Below are 25,497 nucleotides of genomic sequence, written 5' to 3'. Positions count from 1 at the left end.
GATGGATGCTCACTTGACCAGAGAGAGCGAAGCGGCAATGGTCCCGCCGATTGCCGCAGGAGCCCGCGCGTGCCATTTCCCAATATCGATCCTGTCGCCCTCGCCATTGGTCCCATCGCCATTCGCTGGTATGCGCTGGGCTATCTGTTCGGCGTCGGCCTGGGCGCCGGCTATGGCTACTTGCTGCTGGCCAATTCACGCCTCTGGCACAAGGGGCAACTGCCTTTCAAAGCTGCCGATATCTGGGACTTTGCTTTCTGGACCATGCTGTCGATCGTGCTCGGCGGTCGGCTGGGCTATGTGCTGTTCTACAATCTGCCATTCTATCTGGAGAACCCCGCCCAGATCCTCAACACGCTTGATGGCGGCATGTCTTATCACGGCGGCATGCTGGGGCTGATGCTGGCGGCCATCGTCTTCACCCGCTCCAAACAGGGCAATTGGCTGAGCGCGCTGGATCTGATTGCCTCGGTCAGCACTATCGGCATCTTCCTGGTCCGCATCGCCAATTTCATCAATGCCGAGCTCTACGGCGCCCCCACAACCCTGCCCTGGGGCGTGATCTTTCCCACCGACCCCGAACAATTGCCGCGCCACCCCAGCCAGCTCTATGAAGCTGTGCTCGAAGGCCTGCTGCTATTTCTGATCATCCGCGTCTTCACCCACGTGTTCTATAGCCTGCGCCGCCCCGGCATGGTCGCTGGCGTGTTCGGCATCGGCTACGGCCTGTCGCGTATCGCCGTCGAGTTTGTCCGCTTGCCTGATGCCCATATCGGCTACCTGTTTGGCGGCTGGCTGACCATGGGCATGCTACTCAGCCTGCCGCTGGTGCTCGCTGGCATTGGCCTTGTGATCTATGCGGCGACGCGCAGCCAAAGCGCATTGCGAGCTTAACATGACTGAGCAAACGCCTCCCACCCTGCCCGAACTCATCGACATGCAAATCCGCACCACCGGTCCGATGTCGGTGGCCACCTATATGGGCCTGTGTCTAACCCACCCGACCAAGGGCTACTACAAGACCGCCGACCCGCTCGGCAGCGCCGGCGACTTTGTCACTGCACCGGAAATCAGCCAGATGTTCGGCGAATTGATCGGCTTCTTTGTAGTCAATCTCTGGCAGCAAATGGGGAGCCCAAAAGCGTTCACCCTGCTCGAACTTGGCCCCGGCCGCGGCACGCTGATGGCCGATATCCTGCGCGTTGCCTGCCGCGCCGAAGGACTTCGCGACGCGCTGGACCTGCGCCTGTTTGAGACCAACCCCGCGCTGATTGCCGAGCAGAACGCCCGGCTTGAGGTCTATGGCGCCAAGTGGATCGATGGCTTTGACAAGGTCGGCCCCGGGCCATTGCTGGTCATTGCCAACGAATTCTTCGACGCCCTGCCGATCCGCCAATTCGTTCGCACCGAGGATGGCTGGCACGAACGCATGGTCGGCACCAATAATGGCCGCCTGGTATTTGGCCTCAGCCCCACCCCGATCCCGGCCTCGGCCATGCCTGATACACTGGCAGGGGCCGAACTGAACGCCGTGCTCGAAGTAGGGCTGGCCAGCGGTGAGGTGATGAACCGCCTCGCCACCACCATCTCCACCCAGGGCGGCGCCATCCTCGCCATGGACTATGGCTATGCCCGCACCCAGACCGGGGAGACCCTGCAGGGCGTCCGCCGTCATCAATATGCCGACGTGCTCGACGCGCCTGGCGAAGTGGACATCTCGGCCCATGTCGACTTCGAGGCGCTGGGCACCATTGCCGCCAAGGCCGGTTTGGCCGTACAGCCCTTGGCCACCCAGGGCCAGTTCCTCACCCGCATGGGCATCAATGAACGCACCAGCGCCCTGATCGCCGCCAATCCCGGCTCGGCCGAAGATTTGTCGACCGCCAGAGCCCGGCTGGTGGATCCAGACAAGATGGGCAATCTGTTCAAGGCCTTCTGCGCCGCCAGCCCGGGTCTGCAGCCGCCCGGATTTGAATGATGGGCGCGCCACCTTTTGAGACCAGTGCCGCGCTGGGCGGCCTGCGCCACGGTTTTTTTGGCCGGGCGGGCGGGGCGTCCAGGGGCGTCTATGCCAGCAACAATGTTTCATTCACGACCGGTGACGACCCTGCCACCGTGACGGCCAACCGCGCCCGCATCGCCGCCACCATGGGCTACGCCCCCGCCGACCTGGTCATCCTCAGGCAGACCCACACGGCCGACGTCCACGTGGTCCGCCGCACCATGGCGCCCGACGAAGTGGTCGAAGCCGATGCCATGGTCACCGACCGCCCCGGCCTGCTGCTCGGCATCCTGACTGCCGACTGCACGCCAATTCTGTTTGCCGATGCCCAGTCTGGCGTTATCGGTGCGGCTCATGCTGGCTGGAAGGGTGCGGCCTCGGGCATTGTCGAAGCAACTATCGCCGCCATGGTCTCGCTGGGCGCAAAGACTGACCGTATCGTCGCCGCCATCGGCCCCACCATTTCCGGGCCCAACTACGAGGTCGGTCCGCAGTTTGCCGCCGATCTGTTGGCCCTCCACCCTGATGCTGACAACCGCATTTTCGTGCCCGAAGGCGGCATCGAGCACTTCGACCTGCCGGGCTTCGTCGCCGATCGCCTCACTGCAGCCGGCGTCCAGAGCATCGACCGCGTAGGCGGCTGCACCTATGGCAACCCCACGCGCTATTTCTCGCACCGCCATGCCACGCACCAGCAGACCAGGACGGGCCGACAGCTCGCTGTCATCGGTCTGACGTAATTCTTTACCCAAGACTAATTGCGACATTGCGAGTCCGGGATGGACTCGCTAAAGCTGCCGCGAAACTGGAAGGCCTCGCTCCCGGAGGCCAGTTGAGACAGGATCGCGCCCCATGAAGCTGGTGACCGGCAACTCGAACCGGGCCCTTGCCCAGGCAATTGCCAGCTATCTCGAACTCCCTTTGACCGACTGTACGGTCAGGCGTTTTGCCGACAAGGAAGTCTATGTCGAGGTGCATGAAAATGTGCGCGGCGAAGACGCTTTCATCCTGCAGTCGACCAGCTTTCCTGCCAATGACAATCTGATGGAATTGCTGATCCTGACCGATGCGCTGCGGCGCTCGTCGGCTCGGCGAATTACCGCGGTGATTCCCTATTTCGGCTATGCCCGCCAGGATCGCAAATCGGCCCCGCGCACACCGATTTCGGCCAAGCTGGTGTCCAATTTGATCACCCAGGCCGGCGCCAATCGCGTGTTGACGCTCGACCTGCATGCCAGCCAGATTCAGGGTTTTTTCGATATTCCCACCGACAATCTGACCGCCGCACCGGTCATGGTGCGCGACATTCAGGACCATTACGACGTCAAGAATGTCATGATCGTTTCGCCCGACGTTGGCGGGGTGGTCCGGGCGCGCAATGTCGCCGGTCGCATTGGCGCCAATCTGGCCATTGTCGACAAACGCCGCCCCCGCGCTGGCGTCTCCGAAGTGATGAACATCATCGGCGATGTGCGTGGCCAGGCCTGCATTCTGATTGACGATATCGTCGATAGCGGCGGCACCCTGGTCAATGCCGCCGAAGCCCTGCTCAAGGCCGGCGCCAGTGAAGTCTCCGCCTATATCACCCACGGCGTGCTCTCCGAAGGCGCCTCCGAGCGCATTGGCGGCTCCATGCTCAAGGAACTCGTGGTCACCGATTCCATCGAGGAGACCGAGGCCCAGCGCCTGGCCGGCAATATTCGCCGCCTCGCCATCGCCCCGCTGATTGGCGAAGCCATCGCCCGGACCGCCAGCGAGCAGAGCGTCTCCAGCCTGTTCGACTAAACCGGCATCCTGCGCCCTTGCCCTTTGGGGGATGGGCACAAGCCACAAGCCTGCGGCCAGCCTCATTGGCGGCCCGGCTTGCTTGCGTTGAACACCCGACCGTGCCGCTCGCCGGGATGCATTTTCCATTCTGCTTGCCCGTCACCTGCCTTTGGTTTATAGCCGCCCCATGAAGCGCTCGTCACCCCTGGAGGACGGGCGCGTATGCTGTTGTAGTGACGCATACACCAACCGGAATGGATATTTCCATGTCTGAAACTAAAGTGCTCAATGCACAGGCGCGTGACGGAGTTGGCAAGGGGGCCGCTCGCGAATTGCGTCGTCAGGGACTCGTTCCTGCTGTTATTTACGGTGACAAGAAGGCTCCTGTTGCCATCTCCCTCGCTTACAAAGATGCCTACAAGTTCATCTATGCTGGCGGCTTCCTGTCCCACATCCTCGAACTCAATGTGGACGGCACCAAGCACCTCGTGATCCCCCGCGACTACCAGCTTGATGCGGTCAAGGATTTCCCGCTGCATGTGGATTTCCTCCGCATCGGCAAGGACACGCGCCTCAATGTTCAGGTGCATGTGCACTTCATCAATGAAGAAGCCAGCCCAGGCCTGAAGCGCGGCGGCACGCTCAATGTTGTGCGTCACACCGTGGAAGTGTCGGCACCAGCCAATGCGATCCCTGAAGAGATCACCGTCGACATGTCCGGTTTTGATATCGGCGATTCGATCCACATCTCGACAGTGACCCTGCCCAAGGGCGTTACCCCAACCATCACCGACCGCGATTTCACCATCGCGACCATCGTGGCGCCGTCGGCACTCAAGTCGGCTGGCGATGACGGGGAAGCCGAAGAAGAAGCGCCTGCTCCGGCAGCCGAACCAAAGGCCGAGTAATCGACCTGCGCGCCTTCTGCTATATGTTCGAGGCGGCCTTCGGGTCGCCTCTTTCGTTTCTGGAGTGAGTGATGAAGCTGCTTGTCGGCCTGGGCAATCCAGGTAGCCAATACCAGGCAAACCGCCACAATATCGGCTTCATGGCGCTTGACGCCATTGCCCGCGCCCATTCCATTGCGCCATTCCGTACCAAGCACTCGGGCAGCCTTGCGGAAGGTACGATTGGCGGCGAGAAGGTGATCCTGCTCAAGCCGCAGACCTTTATGAACCGCTCCGGCGACAGTGTGCAGCAGGTCGCCAAGTTCTACAAAATCGAGCCCGCCGACATCATCGTGTTCTATGACGAACTGGACCTGGCGCCAGCCAAGGTGCGGGTCAAGATCGGCGGCGGCAATGGCGGTCACAATGGCCTGCGCTCCATCGATCCGCAGATCGGGACGAACTACAAGCGCGTTCGTCTCGGTATCGGGCATCCGGGCAAAGAGTATGTCACCCACCACGTATTGGGTGACTTCGCCAAGGCCGACCAGATCTGGCTAGACCCCCTGCTCGATGCCATTGGCACGCATGTCGGTCTGCTGCTCAAGGGCGACGATAGCGGCTTCATGAACAAGCTGGCTCTCGCCACCAAACCAGCCGACGATCCCGACGCCAACACCAAGTCCACGCGCGAGGCCAAAGCTGAGCCGGGCGCCGCACCCAAAGGCCAGAGCCATATCCGGCAGGCCCGGGCCGCCAAGCCGCAGGCCGCACCGCCCAGCAGCGGGCCCATGGCCGATATGCTCAAGCGGCTGTTCAAGGGCGACTGACAAGCAAACGGCGCGCCGACCTGCATCGACGCGCCGCAATCAAAACCACCTCGGCAGCAATCAGGCTGCCGTCACGCGCCACACGGCATCGCCGACATCATCGACCGCCAGCAGCGCGCCGTCCTTGGCCATCGCTACACCCACCGGACGGCCGCGTGAGAATTTTTCGTCCTCGGCCAGAAATCCGCTCAGGATATCAACCGGCGCGCCTTGCGGCAGGCCATTGGCAAACGGCACCAGAATGACTTTGTAGCCGCTCAGCTTGGAGCGGTTCCATGAACCGTGCTGACCGATCACCATGCCCGAGGGCAGGCCCGGCAGCGTGTTCTCGGGCAGCCAGCACAGCCCCAGCGAGGCGGTATGACCACCCAGCGCATAGTCGGGCGCCAGTGCACTGGCGACCTTGGCGGCGTCCTGCGGCACCCGGTCATCGACCGTCTGCCCCCAATAGCTGAACGGCCAACCGTAAAAGCCGCCATCCTTGACCGAGGTCAGATAGTCGGGCGGAGTTTCATCGCCCAATCCATCGCGCTCATTGACCACAGTCCACAGCAAGCCATTGGTCGGCTCCCAGGCCATGCCAACCGGGTTGCGTAGACCACCTGCAAACTCACGGTGCTTTTCGGTCACCAGATCGAGTTCATAAATGCAGGCGCGACCCGCTTCAGGCTCCAGGCCATTCTCGGCGATATTGCTGTCAGAGCCGACGGCCACATAGAGCTTGGAGCCATCGGCGCTGGCAATCAGATTGCGCGTCCAGTGGCCACCGGGCTTCATTTCCATCAGCTTGCGGCCGGGCGCCGTAATCACGGTCTGGCCGGTTTCATAGGGGAAGGCGACCACGCTATCGGTATTGCCGATATAGAGCTGGTCACCCACCAGAGCCATGCCGAAGGGTTGGCTGAGGTCCTTGAGGAACACTTCGCGGACTTCCGGCACGCCATCGCCATCGGCATCACGCAGCAGGGTGATCTGGTTGGCGCTGGGGCGTGTGGCGCCGGCCCGGCGCATCACCCGGTTCATCGCATAATCGCGCACATTCTTGACGGTTCCGGGCAGCGATGACGACTCGGCCACCAGCACGTCGCCATTGGGCAGCACATAGGCCCAACGTGGATGCTTCAGATTGGTCGCAAACGGCGTCACCTTGAGGCCCGCGGCCACCACAGGCTTTTCGCCCGGCTCCCAGCCCCTGGCCGTCGGCATTTTCAGCATCGGCAACGCCCCCTGCGGCTTGGCCTTGGGAATGGCAGGGCTTGTGCCCATCGCCGGCGTGAACGAGCCCATATGGCGGCCGCGATAGAACCACCACAAGGCTACGGCCGCCAGGGCGGCCAGGATGACCAGAAAGAAAAACAGGGTCATGCGACGCCTCCGACACGGGAATGAGAAAAACTGGTATGTTAGTGCTAATAGGCCGCAATGACCGCCGCGACAAGCCAGCTTTGCCGCGCCACGCATTGACTTCTCTTCCTATCCGAACGAAGTGAAGGCCAACAAATTCCGGAGCATTCCCCATGGGTTTCAAGATGGGCATCGTCGGCCTGCCCAATGTCGGCAAGTCGACCCTCTTCAACGCGCTGACCCGCACCGCTGCCGCCCAGGCCGCCAATTTCCCGTTCTGCACCATTGAGCCCAATGTGGGCGAAGTCTCGGTGCCCGATGCGCGGCTCGACAAGCTTGCCGAAATTGGCAAATCGATCAATGTGCAGCCCGCCCGCATGAGCTTTGTCGACATAGCCGGTCTGGTCAAGGGCGCCAGCCAGGGCGAAGGCCTAGGCAACCAGTTCCTCGCCAATATCCGCGAATGCGATGCCATCGCCTATGTGCTGCGCTGTTTTGAAGACGGCAACGTCATCCACGTCGCCAACAAGGTCGACCCGCTGGCAGACGCCGAAGTGGTCGAAACCGAGCTGATGCTGGCCGATCTGGAAAGTCTCGAGAAGCGCCGCACCGGCGTCGAGAAGAAGGCCAAACAGGGCGACAAGGATGCCAAGCTGACGCTCGAACTGATCGATCGCGCACTCGTGCTGCTGCGCGACGGCAGGTCGGCCCGCTTCGTCCAGCGCGACGCCGAGGAAGAAAAGGCCTTCCAGGAACTGCAATTGCTGACCTCCAAGCCCGCGCTTTATGTCTGCAATGTCGATGAAGGCTCGGCTGCCACCGGCAACGCCATGAGCAAGCTGGTCGAAGATTACGCCAAGGCCCACGATGCCGGCGTGGTGGTGATCTCCGCCGAGATCGAATCCCAACTTGCTCAACTCCCCGATGCCGAGGGCGCTGAATATCTGGAATCGCTGGGCCTGCACGAGGCTGGTCTGAACCGGCTGATCCGGGAAGCCTACGATTTGCTTGGTCTGCAGACCTATTTCACCGTCGGCCCCAAGGAATCGCGCGCCTGGACCATCCACAAGGGCGACAAGGCTCCCGCGGCTGCCGGCGTAATCCATTCCGACTTCGAGCGCGGCTTTATCCGCGCCCAGACCATTGCCTATGATGACTTCGTGGCCCTGGGCGGCGAAGTGGCCGCCAAGGAAGCGGGCAAGGCGCGCGACGAAGGCAAGGAGTATGTCGTCAAGGATGGCGACGTGATGCTGTTCAAGTTCAATACCTAGGGGTGTTCACTCTCGCGCCAGTCACCCCGGACGCGGCTGGCTTTGACCGATTGCTGGCCGAGAGCCGCGCCGGTGGCCATCAGATGTTGTCGTACTTTGACGAGAACTGGCGCAGCGGCGCCAACACTTTTGATCGTAACGGTGAGATCGTGTTCGGCGCCTGGGATGGCGAAACGCTGGTGGGAACCTGCGGTCGTAATGTCGACCCCTATGATCCGCACCCGCGAGCGGGCCGCATCCGCTACCTCTATGTCGCCGAACAGTACCGGCGGCACGGCATTGGTCAGCTCCTGATCGGTGCAATGCAGCGCAATGCCGCGACCTATTTTGATTATCTCAACACCAACGCACCCGAGGCCGCCTTTGCCTTCTACCAGCGCCTCGGCTTCGTCGCTCTCAGCAGAGAATACGCAACGCACCGCTATGTGCTGACGTAAGTCCAACCCCATAATGTCCGTACCGATAAGGCATGATACCCAGCGTAAACGAGCAGGCGCCGATGGATCTGCCCGAGGCACAAAAGCGACGATCACACCGCCGCATTGAACATAGTGCCAGCGCACTGAGCGCCCTGGAAGCAGGGTGTCAATTAGTACAAGCCCTTATAATCGCTATATTTATTTTGAAAATCAGTCACAGATGTGATGCACGCTCCAGACATTGTTAATGATGCATTAACCATACCGCGCCATTCTAATGCCGTTCCGGACGCAACATTGGGGGCTCGGAAAGTGACACCATGCACAATCTCAACACCTCTGTTCAGGCGCCTAATCCGCTAGCCGCTGAAGCCTTGGTCGGTTTGCAGGTTGCGGAGGTTGAACGCGACCTGATCCTGGCAACGCTAAGACATACCGAAGGTAACCGGACCCGGGCCGCCATCATTCTGGGTATTTCAATCCGTACCATGCGCAACAAGCTCCGGGAGTATGCCGAAAGCGGCGTCGATATCCCCGGCCACCTCGCGCACGAGATCTGAACGACCACGACCCACCGTTGCCAACGCGCCCTTGGCGGTGAGCAATCTTTTTCGACGAGCCGGCAGTGGTGGCTGGGATCGGTACGCCCCCCCGATCGTACGCCCCCGCTTGCCAGCAACACTACCAGCCGACCTTCTTTAGGCGTGCGGTCCACAACTCCTCTGTACCTTCACGTCACCTGCGGCTACCAGTCGGTCCGTGACAACCGGGTTGCCTTGCACGGCCAAAACGGGCAGAACGTCGATTGACGTATAGGGCAACCCAATGACCAATCCAGTCACCAAAGACCGCCGCCATTTCGAGGATCTCGCCATTGGAGAGGTGATCGATCTGGGCCGCATTACGGTGAGCAAGGCGATGATTATCACCTTCGCCACCGAGTTTGACCCCTTCCCCTTTCACCTCAATGAAACCGCAGCCAAGGCAAGCCTGCTCGGCGGTCTGGCCGCCAGCGGCTGGCAGACGGGCGGGCTCGGCCTGCGCATGCTGGTCGACAGCTTTCTCAGCACAATCGCCTCGGCCGGCGGGCTCGGATTTTCCGATCTCAAATGGAAGAACCCGGTCATGGCCAACGACACCATTGGCGGCACGGTCACCATTGTCGACCTGCGCCGCTCCGGAAGCCACCCGCAATGGGGTATTGTCACGCTGGAGTTTGACATGCGCAACCAGAGGGGCGCTTCGGTTCTGAGCATGCGCCTGGCCAATCTCGTCGATACCCGCACTCCCGGAGCAGGCACATGACCCGCTGGTTCGAGGATATCATCATCGATGAGGTGTTTGTGCTGGGCAGCCACACCTTCGACGCCGAAGAGATCGTGCGCTTCGCCACGCTGTATGACCCGCAATACTTCCATCTCGATGCAGAGGCAGCCAAGCACAGCCATTTTGGCGGTCTGGTGGCCAGTGGCTGGCACACGGTCAGCGTCGGCCATCGCCTGATGGTTGACACCCTGTTTGCCGAGGAAGAGCGTTTGCGCGCCATGGGGCTGGAACCGGGCGTCTCTGGCCCCTCGCCCGGCGTTAACAGCATGGATTTCAAGGTACCCGTGCGGCCCGGCGACACGGTCAGCTACGAACTGGTGGTCACCGACAAGCGCCCTTCCAATTCCATCCCAGGCTGGGGCCTGTTGTTCAACAAGCTCACCGCAATCAACCAGCATGGTGAACTGGTCTATCGCGCCAATCTCGTCGGTTTCTCGAAATTGCGCGACTATCAGATGCCGCTCAGGCTCAAGATCATGTTGGCCCTCAGCAATCTGCCTGTATTGGGGCCCCTGCTCAAACGCCGCGCTTGAAAGCCGCGCCCTGGCCCGGCACTGTGGACGCATGCGCCGAATCGCCCTGATAGCTGCCCTCACCGTCCTGTCCGCCACTCCATCGCTCGCCCAGAGCTTTGAGGGCAATTGGGGCTGCCGCGACGCCACCAGCGCCAAGGCTGGCATTCTGACTATTTACGGCAATGTCTACGGTTTTGCCTCGACCGTGCCGGGCGATGCCGCTTCAGGCACCGGCACCGTAACCGGCTATGAAGACGGCGTCGGCTTCGTTGACGGAGGCCTCAGGGCCGCCCGCAACATCACGGCCGGTCGGGTTATCCCCGACCCGAACCATGGCGCGGCCATTCAACTCGAAACCGCCGAAGCCATCGTCATGCTGTGCACGCCGCGCTGAGAAGTTTTTTTTGCGCGCGGGGCTTGAAATTCTGGCGCCAGATCACACTTAGCCCAAGTGGCGCCGGGCCCCTCTGGCGAGAACTTTGATGTTCTCGTGATGTCGGAGCCACTCCAAACGAACATGGAGATGGTCCGGCGATGGAAACGCTGCTTAGCGCCCTGATGGGTGAATTTCTTGGTACACCAATTTATTTCTGGGTCGCGTTCATCGCGATTGTCATCGGCCTGCTGGCCTTCGATCTGGGTATCCTGCATCGGGATGAACATGAGATCGGCGCCCGCGAAAGCCTGAGCCTGTATGGCTTTTACGTCGCCATTGCCATGGCTTTTGGCGGCTGGGTGTGGTGGCAGCGCGGCGCTGAATCCGGGCTCGAATTCTACACCGCCTATGTGATCGAGCAGTCCCTGGCGATGGACAACATGTTTGTCATCGCGTCGATCTTCACCTTCCTGTCCATTCCCCGCATCTACCAGCACCGTGTGCTGTTCTGGGGCATTATCGGTGTTGTGGTGCTGCGCGCCATTCTCATCGGTCTGGGTGCCGCGCTGGTGCACCAGTACAGCTGGATATTGTTCTTGTTTGGCGCCTTTCTGATATTCACCGGCATTCGCATGTTCAGCCACCAGGGGGAACAGCCTCACATCGAGGAGAACCCGGCATTCCGCTTCTTGACCAAGCATTTCCGCGTCACCAAACAACTGCATGGGCATGACTTCACGGCGCGGCAGCCGCACCCCAAGACCGGCAAGCTGGTGTTGTGGCTGACGCCATTGGGATTGGCCCTGATCATGGTGGAACTCGTCGACCTGGTCTTTGCCGTTGACTCCGTCCCGGCCGTCTTTGCCGTTACGCAGGATACCTTCATCGTCTACACCTCCAACATCTTTGCCATTCTGGGGCTGCGTGCGCTGTACTTTGCCCTGGCCGCAGCAATGAGCCGCTTTCGCTATCTGCAGATATCGCTGGCGATTGTTCTCGTCCTGGTCGGTATCAAGATCTTCCTGGTGCCCCTAGGCATCAAGATTGACACCCTGCTCTCACTGGTGGTGACCATCAGCATTCTGGGTGGCGGCATCGCATACTCGCTCTGGAAGACCCGCAACGACCCTGACCCCGCTCTGCAGGAGGCACCCCAATCCAATCAGTCCTGACGCCGACCTGAACGGCGGACGGGTCCCCACGCCGGGGGCCCGTCCGCCGCTGCTGACAGAGACTGTCACCACCAACCGGCAGAGTGCAGGGCACCGTCAAGGAGACCTGCCATGCTTTTGTTCGCCACCTGCCACTGCGGCGCCACCTCCATTGCCCTGCCGCACCTGCCGACCCAGGCCAAACAATGCAATTGCAGCTACTGCGCCCGCACCGGCGCCGTGTGGGGCTATTTTGGCTCTGACGAACTGGACATCCGTGCCAATGATGACGAGCGCACCTATTCGGCCAGCGACGGCGTCAACCAGCACCATTTCTGCGGCCATTGCGGGATGCAGACCTGGGGGGAGTCGCCGGATTGGGCCTCCATGTACAATATGGATGGCACGCCCAAGAATCCCGATGCCACTGGCATTCCGGCAACGCGCAGCTATGCCGTCAATCTCCGCCTGATCGACGATCTGGACTGGTCAAAGCTGGATATCGAACAGATCGACGGGCGCAATAGCTGGTAGGCTTTGTCGAGGCCTCCTTGGGAGCTCACTGCCAATGGCGGACTGGCGCCTCAGTGGCCCTCAAACGCCATCAGGGCACTGACTTCAACGCCCTCCGCCGCCAGCTTGGCAGCGCCGCCAATCTCGGGCAGGTCGATGACGAAAGCCGCGCCCTTCACCGTCGCGCCCGTGCGGCGCAGCAGACCGACAGCAGCGATGGCCGTACCGCCCGTGGCGATCAGATCGTCAACCAGCAGAACCACATGCTTTTCGTTCAGCACGTCGGCATGGATTTCGATGGTATCGACGCCATATTCCAGCGCGTAGTTCTGTCCGATGGTCTCGCCCGGCAGCTTGCCCTTCTTGCGCACTGGAATGAAGCCAACACTCAGCGCAATGGCCACGCCGGCGCCAAAAATGAAGCCACGGGCTTCAATGCCGGCAACATGGGTAATTCCCCGCCCCCGATACTGACGCGCGATCTGCTCGACACTCTCCTTGAACCCCTGGGGGTGCTCGATCAGCGTGGTGATGTCCCGAAACAGTATGCCCTTTTTGGGATAGTCTGGAATCGTGCGCACCAGAGCCTTGAGATCGAGCGACATAGAAATCCTGGGGGCGTGGGCGTTCAGGGAAGGCGGCGGCCAACCAGATGCCGGGCAACAACGCCGGCATTATAGGCGGCCTTGCGGGTTACACTGATCGCGGTCTCGCGGGTCTTGGGATTGCTGGTCACCGCATGAATACCGGCGCGTACCACCGGATTGCGGGACAGGCTGACGGCAGCACCGACGACGGTCACGGCAAGACGAATAGCGGACATCAGGGCTCCCTCGATAGCGGACCGACATGTTCAAGCATATTGCGACCCGGAGCGAAAATGGCAAGTCCCTGTTGCCGATGTGATGCGTAGATACGAAAAAAGGGCCCAGATGGGGCCCTCTATCTGATTGTCCGTCGAGCGGAGCTCTACGGGCCCAGTTGCCTGAAAACGCGCGACTGGCGCGTTTTCGCCCCCGAGCGGCCGGCAACTAGTGTTCGATGCCCGCCCAGATCTTGCGCTTGGTGCCATACATCAACCCGGCGAATACCACCAGGAACAGCAACACGACGAACCCAGTCTGCTTGCGGCCCGACAAGTGGGGCTCGGCCATCCACATCATGAAGGCAGCCACGTCGGTAGAATACTGGTCCACTGTTTCTGGCACGGCGGTTTGGCCTTCCGCCACCTCATAGGTGATCTGGCCATCCGACAGCGGCGGCGCCATGCCAATGGCGTTGCCGGGGAAGACATGGTTGTAGTATTTGCCTTCTGGCAGTTCGAAACCTTCCGGCGCTTCATCTTCATAGCCAGTCAGCAGACCGTGAATATAATCCGGGCCGCCTTCGGAATAGCCGGTGAAGTAATTAAAGATCCAGAATGGGAAGGCATCGTGCACGCCACGAGCCTTGGCCAGCACCGAGAAATCCGGTGGAAGCGAGCCGCCATTGGCATCACGGGCGTCCTGTTCCGTTTCGAACGGCGACGGCCATCTGTCGGCCGCTACACCTGGACGCACACCACCTTCGGCAGTCGCATCGGCGATTTCATACTCTGCGGCCAGCGCCTTGATCTGGGCTTCAGAGAAGGACGGACCGCCCTCTTCGGCCAGGTTGCGGAAGGCGATCAAGCGGGCGCCATGGCAACTGGCGCACACCTCATTGAACACCTGGAAGCCGCGCTGCAGCTGGTTCTGGTCATAGGTGCCAAAGATGCCAGCAAAACTCCAGCTCTGCTTTTCGATATGTACGACTTCGCCAGCCGCCTGTGTCGCCGACACGCCGGATAGTCCGGCCAGTACGGCCAATGTAGCGAGAACTGTCTTGGTATTGAACATATTACCTGCCCCTCCCTTACGCGTGTGACTTGGCCAGCACGCTTTCCGAGATGCTGGTCGGCAGGGGCCGAGGCTTCTCGATGCGGCTAAGCACGGGCAGGATGACGATGAAGTGGATGAAATAGTAAGCAGTGCAGATCTTGGAGAACAGCACGCCGGTAGCATCGGCAGGCTGCGCACCCAGATAGGTCAGCGCGACGAAGTTCACCACGAAGAGCCAGTAGAACCACTTGAACATCGGACGGAAATTGCCCGAGCGTACTTTCGATGTATCCAGCCATGGCAGCAGGAACAGGATGACGATCGAGCCACCGAAGAAGATCACGCCCAGCAGTTTGGAGTCGATGAAGAGCAGGTTGAAGTCGATGGCGCGCAGGATCGCGTAGAATGGTAGGAAATACCATTCGGGCACGATATGGGCGGGCGTCACCTGGCTGTTGAACTCGATATAGTTGTCCGGGTGACCCAGAATGTCTGGCGCAAAGAAGGCGAACCAGACAAACGGGATCATGAACAGCACCATGCCGAAGGCGTCCTTCATCGTGTAATACGGATGGAAGGGCAAGGTATCGCGGCCATCCTTGACGTCCACACCGGTCGGGTTGTTGTTGCCCGGCACGTGCAGCGCCCAGATATGCAGCGCCACCACGGCGGCGATGACGAAAGGCAGCAGATAGTGCAGCGAGAAGAAGCGGTTGAGCGTGGGATTGCCCACCGAGAACCCGCCACGCAGCAGTTCGAGCAGCGGCGTACCGATAATCGGGATAGCCGCAAAGATATTGGTGATCACGGTCGCGGCCCAGCCAGACATCTGGCCCCAGGGCAGCACATAGCCCATGAAGGCGGTTGCCATCATCAGCACGAAAATCAGCACGCCCAGGATCCACAGGATCTCGCGGGGTGCCTTGTAGGAACCAAAATACATGCCACGGAAGATGTGGATATAGACGGCGGCAAAGAACATCGACGCGCCCACCGCGTGGAACGACTGGATCATCCGGCCGCCATTGACGTCACGGCGGATATGCTCGACCGAGTCGAAGGCCATGGCGATATTGGGCGTATAGTGCATCGCCAGGATCACGCCGGTAACGATCTGGATGCCCAGGCACATCACCAGAATGGCCCCGAAGGTCCACCAGTAATTGAGGTTCTTGGGCGTCGGGAAGTCCATCAGGTGCTCTTTGGAGAACCGGATGATCGGCAGCCGTTCATCGAGCCATTTCTCGACGCCGGAGCCGGGAGTGTAAGTTGAGTGTTCTGACATCGCGGTAGCCCCCACTAACCGATCTGGATCAGCGAATCGCTGATAAATTCATATGGTGGAACGACCAGATTGGTCGGTGCGGGACCCTTGCGGATACGGCCGGCGGTATCGAACTGCGACCCGTGGCATGGGCAGAACCAGCCATCAAACTCGCCCGATTCACCGGTTGGAATGCAGCCCAGATGGGTGCAGTTAGCAATCATCACCAGCCACTGCTCGTGACCTTCCTTGGTACGCTGCTCATCGGTCTCGGGGTCTTTCAAATCGGCCAGCGCAACCGCTTTGGCCTCTTCGATTTCCTTGGCGGTGCGATTACGCACAAACACCGGCAGACCGCGCCACAGAATGGTCACAGACTGTCCCTCTTCGATGCCGTTGAGGCTGAACTCGATGCTGGCGACCGCCAGGGTCGAGGCATCAGGGTTCATCTGATTGATCAGCGGCCAGACAGTTGCCGCCGCACCGACGCCTGCCACCGCGCCAGTTGCTACGAACAGGAAATCCCGTCGTGTCGTTGATTGTTGAGCTTCCGTGGCCAAGGTCCGTTCCCCGTACTATCAGATCAGACGCGGCCGGTAGCAGTGGTGTAGTTCACGCATGTGCGGAATCACCAGCCAACCACCCTCAAGCGGCCCGTCAGTTGGCGTCTTTTTGCACTGTCCCAAGCGCTTGTCCAGTGATCCGCGCCCCGACGGCGAACAACTGCGACACTATACCCGACAAAACCCCGCCTCTGCAGGTTAGGCTGTACTCCACTTGCTGGGGATTGTGATGCCGGTCGAACTTGCCCTTTATCAACCCGATATTGCCAACAATACCGGCACGCTGATCCGGCTATGTGCCTGCCTGGACACGGCCATCCACATCATCCACCCCACAGGCTTTGCGTTTTCTGCCAAAACCCTGGCCCGCGCCGGCCTGGACTATCTCGACCACGCCGCCGTCCGCGAGCACGCCAGTTGGAGTCACTTCGACCAGTGGCGCCGTACCGAAAATCGCCGCCTGGTGTTGCTCACCACCAAGAGCGCCAATTCGGCCTATGCCGCCAGCTTCACGCCCGCCGATATTGTCATGGTGGGTCGCGAGAGCGCTGGCGTCCCCGACGCGGTGGCGGATACGGCCGATCTGGCCTTGCGCATTCCCATGCGGCCCGGCCTGCGCTCGATCAATGTCGCGCTGGCCGCCACGCTTGTCCTGGGCGAGGCAAAAAGACAGACCAATGGCTTTACAGAACTCCAATGACGGTTCATTTCACGGATACCATGACACTCCCTCCCGATATCGACGACAAGAAGATCACCGCCCAGCACTGGTTCCGCACGCTGCGCGACCGCATTTGTGCGGAGCTTGAGGCCATCGAGGCTGCCGTGACCGGCCCCCACGCCGAACGGCCGGCGGGCAAGTTCGAGATCACCCCCTGGGATCGTCCGACCGGCGGTGGCGGGGAGATGGGCATGCTGCATGGCCGGGTCTTTGAAAAGGCCGGCGTGCATATCTCCACCGTGCACGGTGAATTTTCCGAGGATTTCGCCAAGCAGATGCCGGGCACCGAAGCAGGCACCCAGTTCTGGAGCTCGGGCATTTCGCTGATCGTGCACCCCTGCAATCCCCATGTCCCAGCCGTGCACATGAACACGCGCATGATCGTGACAGGCAAACAGTGGTTTGGCGGCGGCGCCGATCTGACCCCGGTGCTGGACCGACGCCGCACCCAGGACGATGCCGACACCGTGGACTTCCACGCCGCAATGCGGGCCGCCTGCGTGGACCGACCCGGCGTGGACTATGATCGCTACAAGGCCTGGTGCGACGAGTATTTCTTCCTGCCCCACCGCAATGAACCACGCGGCACGGGCGGAATTTTCTACGACCACCACAATTCGGGCAACTGGGACGCTGACTTCGCATTCACCCAGGCGGTGGGCGAAGCGTTCGCACAGATTTACCCCATACTGGTGCGGCGCAATTTCGAAACGCCCTGGACCGAGGCGGACCGGCACGAACAATTGGTGCGACGCGGCCGCTATGTCGAATTCAACCTGCTCTATGACCGCGGCACCACCTTCGGGCTCAAGACCGGTGGCAACGTGAATTCGATTCTGTCATCGATGCCGCCCGAAGTCCGCTGGCCCTGAGAGTGCGGCCATGGTGCTGACCGACGTTCACTTGGCCAATTACCGGTCGATCCGCAGCATAAGTTTCCCCGTGCGCCAGCTATCGGTGCTGGTTGGCGCAAATGGCGTCGGCAAGACTAATCTGTACCGCGCGCTCGAACTGGTGCGCGCGGCTGCAACGGGTGACTTTGCTCAGGAAATCGCCCGCGAAGGCGGCCTGGCTTCAGTCATGTGGGCCGGCGAACGCCGCACACATGAACCGCCCCGGCTAACCCTGCGCGTCAGCATGGATTCGATCGATGGCGAGGGCGACGGTCCGCCCTTCAGCTATGAAATCGAGCCGGGATTCCCCAGCAAGGTGGATGCCGCATTTGACTTGGAAGCCATGGTCAAGCGGGAGGCACTGACGCTGACCGGACGCCGGCCGGTGGCGCTGCTGGAACGCAAGGGGCCGGCGATCTGGGTGCGCAATCACCAAGGGGCGCGCATCCAGGCCGATGATGTCCTGCTCTCCAGCGAAACCGCCCTTGCCGGGGTGCGTGGCTATCCTGAAATTGATCGGGTACGTGAAGCCATTACCGCCTGGCGCTTCTATCACGGGTTTCGCACCGACGCAGAATCGCCGCTGCGCCAACCGGCCCGTGCCGTTACGGCTCCCATGCTCGATACCAATGGAGCCAATCTGGCGGCGGTCTTTGCCACACTGCGCCACATCCGGCAGGACAGCATTGATCTCGACAGGGCTATCGACCACGCCTTCCCCGGCGCACAGCTGGATGTGCCGATGCCCGAGCGCTTTGCCAGCTTTGCCATGCGTTTTGCCGACATGCCCAAGCGGACTTTCGCGGCCAATGAATTGTCCGACGGCACCCTGCAATTTCTGGCACTGATGGGCGCACTGCTGGCTTATCGCCTGCCCCCCTTGATCGCGCTGAATGAACCCGAGACCAGCCTGCATCCCGACATGCTGCCCGCACTGGCGCGCATCATTGCCCGCGCCGCTGAACGCACGCAGGTCTGGATTGTCACCCATTCAACGGTTCTGGCCCAGGCTCTTGCAGACGAAACCGGCATATTGCCCCGCCAGGTTATCCGCCAGAACGGCGGCACCTGGTTGGAAGGTCTCAGTCCGCTCGGTCAGTTTGTCGACGATTGAACCGGGTTCTCGAGGTCACGCTTGCGCGCCAGTCGCGCCTGCCGCAGGGTGCGAAACCGCGTCACCACGAGCCGCACCACCACGTAGAATACTCCATACACAAGAACCGCCAGCGGCAGGCCGCCGACCAACATGGTCTTGAAGGTTGGCCAGATGGCGTGAAGTCCGCCTGAGAACAGGCCATTGCTGAGCTGGGCGCCGGTGGCTTCCAACTCAGCCACTTCGGACGCATTGACGCCCCCACCACCCGTCAGCCAGTCGCCGACGGCGTAGGAGGCAGCAAAAAAGAACGGAAAGGTCAACGGATTGCCCCAGGCTGTGCCAATGGCAGCAGCAATCATGTTGCCGCGCGTGGCAAAGGCCAGCACAAATCCAAGCACAAAATGGACGCCAATCAGCGGCAACATTGATACAGCGGCACCCGAAGCCACCCCTGCGGCAATGGCGTGTGGGCTGGCCGATAGTCGCATCACCCGCTTGCGCAGATACAGGCTGTAACGCCGCATACCCATGCGGGGCCACAGATTGTCGCGAATTCTGTTCCACAAGCCTGCGCGCATGCCCGGCGGGTTCTCCTCGTCGTCTCGGCTGAACCTATATATAAATCATGGCTATGTGACAGCAAAAGCGCATTGCTAATGGCAATATGATTGGAACCTTCGCAATTGCCGCGCGTTATTTCGACACAGTCGAACACGGGAGCGCATCATGAAACGATTTGAAGCTGCCTCGCTCATTCCCGGCGCCACTTGGCATGCCGAGGCCGAGAGCGAAGCCGAGCTTGTTCGCAAAGTGGTCGAAAACCTGCGCAGCCTGCATGGTGAGACCGAAGTACGACCCGACATGATCGACCGGATCAAGGCCCGGATCGTCGATTCCGACGAAGCGCCAATTCGGCTCTAGGGTTGGGCCAGCTTCAATAACGCACCCTTGTCGAGCACAAAGCCGCTGTCGATCCAGGCCCGTTCCAGCCGCGCCAGCGCATGCCCCATGTCCGGTCCCGGCGCCATGCCGATGCCAATCAGGTCGCGCCCGCTGATTGGAAAATCCGGCACCACGACTGCAGCCAGTGCCCGCGCGGCCTCGGCCAGCCGAGCCGAACCCCAGCCATCACGTGCCGCAACCATGGCCAATCCCTCGACCGCGCTCTCGCCATGGCGATAGGCCGCCTCGCCCACCCGATCGTCCGCCAAAAGGGTCGCTGCGAGGCCTACCTCACGGGCAGCGGTTACCGTCTGACTGGACAGGCGCCAGCGCTCTCGGGCCTGCTCAAGATCGTCACCGGCCAGCAAGGCCAGCCGCGTCGTCGCCGCCCGTCCGCCCAGTGTCTCATAGGCGGCCAGCGCCCTGGCAATTTCATCGCTGAAACGCAACAGGCCCACTTCGGCCATCATCAGCAGTGTCAACGCAACCTGCGGCAAATCCAGCATGCGCATAATTTCGTGCCCGACACGTTCGCGCGACAGGTGCGCAAGCTGATCGACCGCAGCAACGCAGGCGGCTAACCCATCGCCATCAAACTGCTGGCCGCCATGACTGGCCGAGAAGCGGAAGAACCGATAGACCCGCAGTCCGTCCTCCTTGATCCGTTGCCCGGCATCCCCAATGAAGCGCACCCGCCCCGCCAGCGCATCGTCGACGCCGCCCAGCGGATCAAACAGCGCCCCGTCCGCGCCGCAATAGAGCGCATTGAGCGTGAAATCGCGCCGGCTGGCATCCTTGGTCCAGTCGGTGCCGAATGCCACCACCGCATGACGGCCATTGGTCTCGATGTCCTGCCGCAGCGTGGTCACCTCGGCCAGCGTATCGCCCAGCTTGAGGGTCACCGTGCCATGCTCGATCCCGGTGGGATAGGAGGCGATCCCCGCCGCTGCGGCGCGCTTGATCACCTCGTCAGGCAGAAGCTCGGTGGCCAGATCAATATCGGGATTGACGCGCTGCTGATCCAGAATGGTGTCGCGCACGACCCCACCCACAGCGCGGGTTCGACCTTGCGCGCCATCCAGCGCGGCAAAAATCGTCTGGGTTTCCGGCCGCAACAGCCATTCGGCAGTTTTGAGCCTGGAGACGCTCATGCCCCAACCTCATTCATCGCCAAATCGCGGAATTGGCGTGTGATATTGGCGGTAATGCCCCAGATGCGGTGCCCATCGTGGTCAATCTGCCAGGATCGCAGCTCCTTTCCGCCCTGTTTCATGCGGAATTGGGCATAGCTCTCGGGCTGCATGATGCGCTGCAAGGGCACCTCAAACACGGAGTGCACCTCCCCCGGATTGGGTACGAAGGGCCCGCTCGGCTCCACGATCGCCACAACCGGCGTAATCAGATAGTTGGTGCCGGTGAAATAGGTCGGCATGAAGCCCATTACCTGCACATCATTGCGCACCATGCCCACTTCCTCAAAGGCCTCGCGCAGGGCGGCTGCGGCCACGTCTTCATCCTGCCGATCCACTTTGCCACCCGGAAATGCCACCTGCCCCGAATGCGCCCGCAGATCGGGCGAGCGTTCGGTATAGAGCACGGTAAAACCCTCCGGCCGTCGCACCAGCCCGATCAGGACGGCAGCAGGCACTGGCGGACGTTCGAATGGCCGGGGCGGTGCCCAGTCGGGCGTCAGCGTCTCGGGCCCCGGCAGAGTCGGCGGTACGCGCAGCAGACGCGCAGCAAGGCGCTCGATAATGGAATCGTCGGGGGGCAAACAAACACCACACACTACGTCGGAACCAGCAGCTTAGAGCACCACACCCCAAGCGGTCCACTGCGTTCGACCCCGGCACCGAACGGCGCCAGGCCAACGCTGCGCCCGGGTCAGCCCTCGATAAAGGCCTCGATGGGGCCTGCCAGGGTGTTGGCCAGACTCTTGTCCTCGGCAAACAGCAGCACGCGGGTTGGGTCAACCGGACCGGGAAACTCGATATTGCCCAATGTGGTGGGCGCCCAGCCGAGTGGGCAGTAATAGTCCCGATCACCCACCAGCATGACAAACTGCCCCTCGCCGCGCGCCAATGCCCTGGTCGCGACTTCGCGCGCCAGCAATTTGCCGGCGCCCAGCTTGCGGAAGTCGGGGTGGGTCGCCAACGGCCCCAGCATATAGCCATTGATCCCGCCAATGGAGATCGGCGTCATCCACACCGAACCACACGGCGTACCATCGACCTCGGCGATCAGGCTCAGGCTCATATCAATGGGGAACCGCTCGCGAATACGAAACGCCGTGCGGGCAAACCGCCCCGGACCAAAGGCTAGCGCCTGCAATTCCTCGATGAATGCATCGTCACCCGCACGGGTCGCAGGACGCACAGTGGGAACCCGACCAGCATTGGGGGAGGCAGCAGCGGCCGCAGCCGGAGGGGCAGAGACAAGGGACATGGCAATAATCCAGGACAGGGATGCGTAGGACAGACCCGGCTCTCCATGAGAGCCGCTTCAGAAGACCACTCAGGGTCGTCGAATTACCTGCAAAACCTTCGCCATCCTGGGCGCCTCCACGCCGAGATTTCCGCTTAGCACCGCAGCAGCGGAACGTAAACAAAAACTCATGCTCAATCCTCGCCAACCCGCGATACGCATCGCGTCTGTGTTCAAAATGCATAACGCTTCGTTACGCCAATGCGGTCTTATCGTTGGCGCGCTCAGCCGCTATGTGTCAGTCAACGCAAGCGACGCCTGTAAGTTCATCTGACAAAGCGTCGGCAACATGACGGAAAGGTTCGCCCATGGGACAACTGATCGACGGCAAATGGTCCACCCAGTGGTACGACACCAAGAAAACCGGCGGCAAATTCGAGCGCAGCCAGGCGGGCTTCCGCAATTGGGTCACGACCGACGGCAGCGCCGGGCCGTCCGGCGAAGGCGGCTTCAAGGCCGAAGCGGGACGCTATCATCTCTATGTGTCGCTGGCCTGCCCCTGGGCCCACCGCACCCTGATTTTCCGCCAGCTGAAAAACCTCGAAGACCTGATCTCGGTCTCGGTTGTTTCGCCCAAGATGCCCGACGAGACCGGCTGGACCTTCGACCAGGCCAGCGGGTCGACCGGCGATCACCTGTTCGGCAAGGACAATTACTGGCAGATCTATACGCAGGCCGTGCCTGACTATACCGGGCGTGTGACCGTTCCCGCTCTCTGGGACAAGCAGACCGGCACCATCGTCTCCAATGAGAGCTCGGAAATCATCCGCATGTTCAACTCGGCTTTCAACGAACTGACCGGCAACACGGATGATTACTATCCCGAGCAATTGCGCGCCGTGATCGATCCGATCAATGCCCGCGTCTATGACGACATCAACAATGGAGTCTACAAGGCCGGCTTCGCCACCACCCAGAGCGCCTATGACGAAGCGGTCACCACGCTGTTCGAAGCGCTTGACTGGGTCGAGAATATTCTGGGCGAGACATCATATCTGACGGGCGACACCATCACCGAGGCCGATTGGCGCCTGTTCACCACGCTGGTGCGCTTCGACGCGGTCTATGTCGGCCACTTCAAGTGCAATCGACAGCGCATCGCCGATTACCAGAACATCTCGCACTACCTCAAGGCTCTGTACGAGGTGCCCGGCATCAAGGAAACGGTCGATCTCGACCATATCCGTACGCATTACTACTGGAGCCACATCACCATCAACCCGACCCGGATCATTCCGATCGGGCCTGATCTGCCGTTCCTGTCCTAGTTCGATGCCGGCGCATGCCGGGCATCTGGATTCAGTAACCCCAGATGTCGCGGCGCGGTGTCCTGTCAAAATACTCGTCAATCCGTTGCGACGTCGCCGGGGTGATTTTCTCCGGCAGCGCCGCGCGGTCAAACCAGCGTGCCTCGGCTATTTCGCGATTGGGTTTGAACACAAAATCACGCTCAAACTGCCTGGCCACGTAGAACACGACATGATCGCGGTCGGTAACGGTGCTGGTATTGTGATAAATGCCGAACAATTCTATCGTCCCAGTGACGCGATAGCCCGTTTCTTCCAGCGCCTCGCGCCGCGCTGCCAGCTCAATGGTCTCGCCGGGATCGACGCCGCCGCCGGGAAATTGCCAGCCAGGCGCATAGGTGTGGCGGATCAGCAGCACCTTGTCGCCGTCCACCAACATTACCCGGGCGCCAACCGTCAAACGCTGCCAAATGCCCTTGAGGGTCAGAAATATCTTGGCGCGCACCCGCTGAAAGCGATTCATCTGCATGGACGAGACTCCTTTGCAGCTACGGGTAGCAGGAAGTTGACCGCGACAAAATTGACGCTGCGGACGATTGAGCATTTTCTTGCTGCGCCGGTTCTGGCATTACCCGAGCAATGATCAATCTTGCCCACATCTCCGACATCCACCTTTCCCCGATGCCCCAAGTGGGCTGGCGCGACCTGTTGGGCAAACGTCTCACGGGCTATCTGAACTGGAAGCTGCGCCGCCACGACGAGCTCAACAGCGAGACACTGGCCAGCCTGATCAGCCATCTGCAGAGCCAGCAGGTCGACTTCACCGCCGTCACCGGCGATCTGGTGAACCTGGCCCTACCCGCCGAAATCGAGCGGGCCGGCGCCTGGCTCAACGCTCTGGGCCCGACCGACAAGATTGCAGTCTGCCCGGGCAACCACGACGCCTATGTGCCCGGCGCGCTCGAAGCAGCCCAGCAGAACTGGGGTGAGTACCTCAAGGGCGAAACCCTCGATGATGGGGCGTTCCCGTTCGTCCGCCGTATTGGAGAACTGGCCGTCATCTCATGCTCCAGCGCTGTGCCGACACGCCCGTTTCTGGCGGTTGGCCGCTTTGATGAGCCGCAGGCCCACCGGCTCGGCCGCATACTCAAGGTGATGGGCGAGGCGGGCTATTTCCGCACCGTGCTGATTCACCATCCACCCAATCCCGAATTGCAGCACCCCTCATTCGGTCTCAAGGGCCACAAGCTGTTCCGTCAGGTTATTGCCGAGCACGGCGCCGAACTGATCCTGCACGGTCATACCCACCGCTCCTCGATCCATTCCATTCCCGGCAGTGGCGGCGAAGTACCCGTGGTGGGCGTTGCCGCCGCCAGTTCTGCCCAGGGTGGCACGCTGGACGATCCGGCACGCTACAATCTGTTCCGCATCGAGCGCCAGGGTGACGGCTGGAGTTGCACCATGCGCGAATACGGCTATCAGCGCCTGGGCACCGAAATTGTCATGCGCCTGCAGATGCGGATTCACTAGCCACCAAGTTTGTCGCGGTTCTGCTGGTGGATAGCAGCGGCGTCGGGCGTGCCCACGGCGTCGAAATCGGCCATCTCGAACAGTGGCCGGATCTCGATTTCGCTGGGCCCGGGCATCGGATTGGGACAACGTTTCACCCATTCTACAGCGTGATCCATGTCGCGCACCTGCCATAGCCAGTAGCCAGCCACCAATTCCTTGGTTTCGGCGAACGGTCCATCAATCACCGTACGGCTGGCACCATTGAAGGCCACCCGCTTGCCATCGACGCTGGGCCTGAGCCCATCGCCCGCCAGCATGATTCCGGCATCGACCAGCTCGGCATTGTAGCGGCCCATCGCCTCAAACAATTCTGTGGACGGCATGATACGCTTCTCACTGTCCGCTGTTGCCTTCACTAAAACCATCACACGCATTTTCTCTCTCCTTGGTTTTCCCGGCCAAACAGGCCCTTCAACAAAGCGACGAACGGTCTGCGACGATTCCGACATGCGGGA

Annotated in this window: 31 protein-coding genes and 1 pseudogene; 20 read left to right on the top strand and 12 right to left on the bottom strand. The window is 61.1% G+C overall.

Going from position 1 to position 25,497, the window contains the following annotated elements; translation table 11 throughout:
• Positions 1-69: 69 nt before the first annotated feature.
• The 6 genes from lgt (at position 70) to pth (ending at position 5,486) form a co-directional block, all read left to right on the top strand.
• A complete protein-coding gene (gene lgt, locus ABFY71_RS09670) occupies positions 70-894 on the top strand; it encodes a prolipoprotein diacylglyceryl transferase (protein WP_347945789.1) in 825 nt (274 codons plus the stop codon).
• Between the two features lies 1 nt (position 895).
• A complete protein-coding gene (locus ABFY71_RS09665) occupies positions 896-1,978 on the top strand; it encodes a class I SAM-dependent methyltransferase (protein WP_347945788.1) in 1,083 nt (360 codons plus the stop codon).
• Entirely contained in the window at positions 1,978-2,742 is a 765-nt protein-coding gene (pgeF, locus tag ABFY71_RS09660; RefSeq protein ID WP_347945787.1) for a peptidoglycan editing factor PgeF, read from the top strand. Before ABFY71_RS09665 ends, pgeF begins: the two co-directional genes overlap by 1 nt.
• 112 nt (positions 2,743-2,854) lie before the next feature.
• Positions 2,855-3,787, top strand: a complete 933-nt coding sequence (locus ABFY71_RS09655; protein WP_305580742.1) for a ribose-phosphate pyrophosphokinase — start codon at positions 2,855-2,857, stop codon at positions 3,785-3,787.
• A gap of 248 nt (positions 3,788-4,035) precedes the next feature.
• A complete protein-coding gene (locus ABFY71_RS09650) occupies positions 4,036-4,677 on the top strand; it encodes a 50S ribosomal protein L25/general stress protein Ctc (protein ID WP_305580740.1) in 642 nt (213 codons plus the stop codon).
• A gap of 71 nt (positions 4,678-4,748) precedes the next feature.
• The gene (gene pth, locus ABFY71_RS09645; RefSeq protein ID WP_347945785.1) at positions 4,749-5,486 is read left to right on the top strand and encodes an aminoacyl-tRNA hydrolase; all 738 of its coding nucleotides are present in this window, start codon (positions 4,749-4,751) and stop codon (positions 5,484-5,486) included.
• Between the two features lie 60 nt (positions 5,487-5,546).
• Here pth and ABFY71_RS09640 read toward each other — a convergent pair whose 3' ends face one another.
• Positions 5,547-6,851, bottom strand: a complete 1,305-nt coding sequence (locus ABFY71_RS09640; protein WP_347945784.1) for a PQQ-dependent sugar dehydrogenase — start codon at positions 6,849-6,851, stop codon at positions 5,547-5,549.
• 152 nt (positions 6,852-7,003) lie between these two features.
• Here ABFY71_RS09640 and ychF point away from each other — a divergent pair, with 152 nt between their 5' ends.
• The 8 genes and pseudogenes from ychF to ABFY71_RS09600 all read left to right on the top strand — a co-directional run bounded on the left by ychF (position 7,004) and on the right by ABFY71_RS09600 (position 12,422).
• Positions 7,004-8,101: a redox-regulated ATPase YchF gene (ychF, locus tag ABFY71_RS09635; protein ID WP_347945783.1), complete on the top strand. Its 1,098-nt coding sequence runs from the start codon at positions 7,004-7,006 to the stop codon at positions 8,099-8,101.
• A gap of 2 nt (positions 8,102-8,103) precedes the next feature.
• A complete protein-coding gene (locus ABFY71_RS09630; RefSeq protein WP_347945782.1) occupies positions 8,104-8,538 on the top strand; it encodes a GNAT family N-acetyltransferase in 435 nt (144 codons plus the stop codon).
• 353 nt (positions 8,539-8,891) lie between these two features.
• Positions 8,892-9,080: pseudogene (locus ABFY71_RS09625) on the top strand (helix-turn-helix domain-containing protein); the annotation flags it as partial.
• Positions 9,081-9,345: 265 nt separating this feature from the next.
• The gene (locus ABFY71_RS09620) at positions 9,346-9,825 is read left to right on the top strand and encodes a MaoC family dehydratase (protein WP_347945781.1); all 480 of its coding nucleotides are present in this window, start codon (positions 9,346-9,348) and stop codon (positions 9,823-9,825) included.
• Positions 9,822-10,379 (top strand): MaoC family dehydratase, encoded by a 558-nt coding sequence (locus tag ABFY71_RS09615; RefSeq protein WP_347945780.1) that lies wholly within the window; start codon positions 9,822-9,824, stop codon positions 10,377-10,379. The genes ABFY71_RS09620 and ABFY71_RS09615 overlap by 4 nt, the downstream gene beginning before the upstream one ends.
• 31 nt (positions 10,380-10,410) lie before the next feature.
• Complete coding sequence (locus ABFY71_RS09610; protein ID WP_305580726.1) at positions 10,411-10,755, top strand: hypothetical protein; 345 nt, start codon at positions 10,411-10,413, stop codon at positions 10,753-10,755.
• A 140-nt stretch (positions 10,756-10,895) separates the two neighbouring features.
• Positions 10,896-11,909, top strand: a complete 1,014-nt coding sequence (locus ABFY71_RS09605) for a TerC family protein (RefSeq protein WP_347945779.1) — start codon at positions 10,896-10,898, stop codon at positions 11,907-11,909.
• A 111-nt stretch (positions 11,910-12,020) separates the two neighbouring features.
• The gene (locus tag ABFY71_RS09600; RefSeq protein ID WP_347945778.1) at positions 12,021-12,422 is read left to right on the top strand and encodes a GFA family protein; all 402 of its coding nucleotides are present in this window, start codon (positions 12,021-12,023) and stop codon (positions 12,420-12,422) included.
• Between the two features lie 50 nt (positions 12,423-12,472).
• On the opposite strand, the gene ABFY71_RS09595 is transcribed toward ABFY71_RS09600, so the two are convergent.
• The 5 genes from ABFY71_RS09595 to petA form a co-directional block, all read right to left on the bottom strand.
• Positions 12,473-13,006, bottom strand: a complete 534-nt coding sequence (locus ABFY71_RS09595) for an adenine phosphoribosyltransferase (RefSeq protein ID WP_347945777.1) — start codon at positions 13,004-13,006, stop codon at positions 12,473-12,475.
• 23 nt (positions 13,007-13,029) lie between these two features.
• Positions 13,030-13,224 (bottom strand): hypothetical protein, encoded by a 195-nt coding sequence (locus ABFY71_RS09590; RefSeq protein ID WP_305580718.1) that lies wholly within the window; start codon positions 13,222-13,224, stop codon positions 13,030-13,032.
• Positions 13,225-13,432: 208 nt separating this feature from the next.
• Positions 13,433-14,278: a cytochrome c1 gene (locus tag ABFY71_RS09585; protein ID WP_347945776.1), complete on the bottom strand. Its 846-nt coding sequence runs from the start codon at positions 14,276-14,278 to the stop codon at positions 13,433-13,435.
• Positions 14,279-14,294: 16 nt separating this feature from the next.
• On the bottom strand, positions 14,295-15,545 hold the full coding sequence (locus ABFY71_RS09580; protein WP_305580714.1) for a cytochrome b: 1,251 nt from the start codon (positions 15,543-15,545) through the stop codon (positions 14,295-14,297).
• 14 nt (positions 15,546-15,559) lie between these two features.
• Positions 15,560-16,084, bottom strand: a complete 525-nt coding sequence (petA, locus tag ABFY71_RS09575) for a ubiquinol-cytochrome c reductase iron-sulfur subunit (RefSeq protein ID WP_305580712.1) — start codon at positions 16,082-16,084, stop codon at positions 15,560-15,562.
• A 232-nt stretch (positions 16,085-16,316) separates the two neighbouring features.
• On the opposite strand from petA, the gene ABFY71_RS09570 reads away from it, so the two are divergent.
• From ABFY71_RS09570 to ABFY71_RS09560, 3 genes are read left to right on the top strand one after another with little or no spacing between them, the layout of a single operon-like run.
• Positions 16,317-16,787 (top strand): tRNA (cytidine(34)-2'-O)-methyltransferase, encoded by a 471-nt coding sequence (locus ABFY71_RS09570; protein WP_305580710.1) that lies wholly within the window; start codon positions 16,317-16,319, stop codon positions 16,785-16,787.
• 20 nt (positions 16,788-16,807) lie between these two features.
• A complete protein-coding gene (hemF, locus tag ABFY71_RS09565) occupies positions 16,808-17,680 on the top strand; it encodes an oxygen-dependent coproporphyrinogen oxidase (RefSeq protein ID WP_347945775.1) in 873 nt (290 codons plus the stop codon).
• A gap of 10 nt (positions 17,681-17,690) precedes the next feature.
• Positions 17,691-18,815, top strand: a complete 1,125-nt coding sequence (locus tag ABFY71_RS09560; RefSeq protein WP_347945774.1) for an AAA family ATPase — start codon at positions 17,691-17,693, stop codon at positions 18,813-18,815.
• Here ABFY71_RS09560 and ABFY71_RS09555 read toward each other — a convergent pair.
• Complete coding sequence (locus ABFY71_RS09555) at positions 18,797-19,375, bottom strand: DUF2062 domain-containing protein (RefSeq protein ID WP_305580705.1); 579 nt, start codon at positions 19,373-19,375, stop codon at positions 18,797-18,799. The two genes, ABFY71_RS09560 and ABFY71_RS09555, sit on opposite strands and share 19 nt — an antisense overlap.
• A 148-nt stretch (positions 19,376-19,523) precedes the next feature.
• Here ABFY71_RS09555 and ABFY71_RS09550 point away from each other — a divergent pair, with 148 nt between their 5' ends.
• On the top strand, positions 19,524-19,718 hold the full coding sequence (locus ABFY71_RS09550; protein ID WP_305580703.1) for a DUF1059 domain-containing protein: 195 nt from the start codon (positions 19,524-19,526) through the stop codon (positions 19,716-19,718).
• Here ABFY71_RS09550 and ABFY71_RS09545 read toward each other — a convergent pair.
• From ABFY71_RS09545 to ABFY71_RS09535, 3 genes are all read right to left on the bottom strand, one after another.
• Entirely contained in the window at positions 19,715-20,890 is a 1,176-nt protein-coding gene (locus tag ABFY71_RS09545; RefSeq protein WP_347945773.1) for a CCA tRNA nucleotidyltransferase, read from the bottom strand. The genes ABFY71_RS09550 and ABFY71_RS09545 overlap by 4 nt on opposite strands.
• Positions 20,887-21,513: a CoA pyrophosphatase gene (locus tag ABFY71_RS09540; protein ID WP_347945772.1), complete on the bottom strand. Its 627-nt coding sequence runs from the start codon at positions 21,511-21,513 to the stop codon at positions 20,887-20,889. Before ABFY71_RS09540 ends, ABFY71_RS09545 begins: the two co-directional genes overlap by 4 nt.
• A 110-nt stretch (positions 21,514-21,623) precedes the next feature.
• Complete coding sequence (locus ABFY71_RS09535; RefSeq protein ID WP_347945771.1) at positions 21,624-22,184, bottom strand: GNAT family N-acetyltransferase; 561 nt, start codon at positions 22,182-22,184, stop codon at positions 21,624-21,626.
• Positions 22,185-22,531: 347 nt separating this feature from the next.
• Here ABFY71_RS09535 and ABFY71_RS09530 point away from each other — a divergent pair, with 347 nt between their 5' ends.
• Positions 22,532-23,491, top strand: a complete 960-nt coding sequence (locus ABFY71_RS09530; protein ID WP_347945770.1) for a glutathione S-transferase family protein — start codon at positions 22,532-22,534, stop codon at positions 23,489-23,491.
• Positions 23,492-23,522: 31 nt separating this feature from the next.
• On the opposite strand, the gene ABFY71_RS09525 is transcribed toward ABFY71_RS09530, so the two are convergent.
• On the bottom strand, positions 23,523-23,999 hold the full coding sequence (locus ABFY71_RS09525) for an NUDIX domain-containing protein (RefSeq protein ID WP_347945769.1): 477 nt from the start codon (positions 23,997-23,999) through the stop codon (positions 23,523-23,525).
• A 110-nt stretch (positions 24,000-24,109) separates the two neighbouring features.
• On the opposite strand from ABFY71_RS09525, the gene ABFY71_RS09520 reads away from it, so the two are divergent.
• A complete protein-coding gene (locus ABFY71_RS09520) occupies positions 24,110-25,000 on the top strand; it encodes a metallophosphoesterase family protein (protein ID WP_305580691.1) in 891 nt (296 codons plus the stop codon).
• Here the strand turns inward: ABFY71_RS09520 and ABFY71_RS09515 are convergent.
• Entirely contained in the window at positions 24,997-25,416 is a 420-nt protein-coding gene (locus ABFY71_RS09515; RefSeq protein ID WP_347945768.1) for a YciI family protein, read from the bottom strand. The two genes, ABFY71_RS09520 and ABFY71_RS09515, sit on opposite strands and share 4 nt — an antisense overlap.
• Positions 25,417-25,497 lie beyond the last annotated feature (81 nt).

Source organism: Devosia alba, from assembly GCF_039938915.1.
Taxonomy (GTDB): domain Bacteria; phylum Pseudomonadota; class Alphaproteobacteria; order Rhizobiales; family Devosiaceae; genus Devosia; species Devosia alba.
Note: the sequence above shows the minus strand (reverse complement) of the source record. Positions and strands in the feature narration are given on the sequence as shown.